The following is a 1,961-nucleotide window of genomic DNA, read 5'->3' as shown; positions in this document are numbered from 1 at the left end:
AAGGAGGTCAAACACCAGGAACAGTAAGGCAAGGAGCAAGTGAAGGAAGTCAAACAGCAGGAACAGTAAGACAAGGAACAAGCGAAGGAAATCAAACACCAGGAGGCGTAAGACAAGGAACAAGTGAAGGAGGTCAAACACCAGGAACAGTAAGGCAAGGAGCAAGTGAAGGAAGTCAAACAGCAGGAACAGTAAGACAAGGAGCGAGCGAAGGAAATCAAACACCAGGAGGCGTAAGACAAGGGGCAAATGAAGGAAGTCAAACGGCAGGAACAGTATCAAGCGGAAGTAGCCCGACATCAATGGAAACATCAAGACCAGTGCCAAGTGGAGGAAGCCCGGCACCAGTAGAAACACAAAGATCAGTACCAAGTGGAGGAAGTCCGGCACCAGTAGAAACATCAAGACCAGTACCAAGTGGAGGAAGTCCGGCACCAGTAGAAACGCCAAGATCAGTGCCAAGCGGAAGTAGCCCGGCATCAGCCGACATCGTAACGGTGACACATAGTAGCCCAATTATTCCTTATGAAAGTGATAAGGAAGTGGCAGCAAGTAGAAGTCAGGAAACACGGACATTAGGACAATATGCAACGGATACAGTTAAAAAAGGTTATAACTCCACTACATCATCTGTTAAGCAAACAGTAAGAGGGGTTCAAGAACGAATCAATAATTCAGACACGGTACAAAATACAAAGCGTTTTTATCAGATGGGGCAAAACACGGGTAAAAGTTGGAGAGATATTGTAAACAAAAATAAAAAGAATACAGATAAAAAATAAGCGTACGATTACGCTTATTTTTTATTGTCGAAAAGGAGGGAATCCCGATGAGAAGCTATCGGATTCCGAAGGAAATCAGTACAGAATTACGGATTAATAAAGTGCTTTATTTAATAGATTTCTTTTTATTAATTGGCTTATTAGTTGTAACGATGATTCTTAGGAATTTTGTACATGATTCCTTTCAATTACCGTTTGTTATTTTCATGGCAGTTATTGCAATTATCATGATTTGGCGACCAAGTACGAATCCTCAAAAACGAATGTATGAAGTGTTGATTATTACATTGCTAAGAAGAAAAGGTGCATATTGCGCCATTGATAACGATCAATAAGGGAGGGGTCACATATGGCGTTATTCAGCGAAAAAGATGTAGAAAAAGAGAAACCCAAACAAATAGAAAAACCGATCAAAAAGGCATTTCATTTTAACGAAAAGCAGTTAGAAAAAAAACTTTCCGAGCCAAAAGATATTGTTAAGGTGGTACCAACAAAAAAGAAAGAGGAAGAAAAACCAAAGACAGAAAACAAAGCAAAAAAACAAAAAAGAGAAAAAGCAAAGAAAGATGTTTTGAAAAAGAAAAATCCAAAACTTCTAGGCTTTTTCTCTAGAAAAAAGAAAGAAGCACCACCAAAGGTAAAGAAAAGTATTGCGGAAATTATGCAAATTGTAGACATGACAGAAGATGGCATATTTGAACTAAAAAATGAGGAGTTTTTAGAAATTCTTCAAGTGGAAGGTGACGATATGTTCTCTAAGAATAGCGACGAGCAAGCATTTGTCATTTTCTCACATGCGTATTTTTATCAAGCCTACAAACAGTCCATTAAACTCGTTTTTTTAAACTTCCCATGTCAAACAACCGAACAGCAACGATATATAGAGAAGAAAATAAAAGAATGTACCAGTCCTTTGTATGAGCGGATTTTAAATCAGAAGTTAAAAGAACTGCAGTTTTTAGAATGGGGCAGAACAAATCGGGAAGCCTTCTTATTCATTTACGGAGAAACGGAATTAATCGTAAAAGAACGTGTAGATGCAGCAAAGCGGTATATTAAACGCTCTACCGAACTATTAGATGTGGATGAAGAGAAAAAGTTAGAGCTTATGTTTAAATTGTTTAATCAAAATGCAAAATTGGGAACGAAAAATATATGGTAGTAAGGGGGAAACAAGAT

Annotated in this window: 2 protein-coding genes and 1 pseudogene; all 3 read left to right on the top strand. The window is 38.0% G+C overall.

What is annotated here, in order from left to right; all coding sequences use genetic code 11:
- Positions 1-782 (top strand): annotated as a pseudogene (locus JDS95_RS30365) (pLS20_p028 family conjugation system transmembrane protein); the annotation flags it as partial.
- A 47-nt stretch (positions 783-829) separates the two neighbouring features.
- The gene (locus tag JDS95_RS30360; RefSeq protein ID WP_001258275.1) at positions 830-1,117 is read left to right on the top strand and encodes a DUF5592 family protein; all 288 of its coding nucleotides are present in this window, start codon (positions 830-832) and stop codon (positions 1,115-1,117) included.
- A gap of 14 nt (positions 1,118-1,131) precedes the next feature.
- On the top strand, positions 1,132-1,944 hold the full coding sequence (locus JDS95_RS30355; RefSeq protein ID WP_097838335.1) for a hypothetical protein: 813 nt from the start codon (positions 1,132-1,134) through the stop codon (positions 1,942-1,944).
- The last annotated feature ends 17 nt before the right edge of the window (positions 1,945-1,961 follow it).

It is taken from the genome of Bacillus cereus group sp. N24, from assembly GCF_016483345.1.
In the GTDB taxonomy this organism is placed as follows: domain Bacteria; phylum Bacillota; class Bacilli; order Bacillales; family Bacillaceae_G; genus Bacillus_A; species Bacillus_A toyonensis.
Note: the sequence above shows the minus strand (reverse complement) of the source record. Positions and strands in the feature narration are given on the sequence as shown.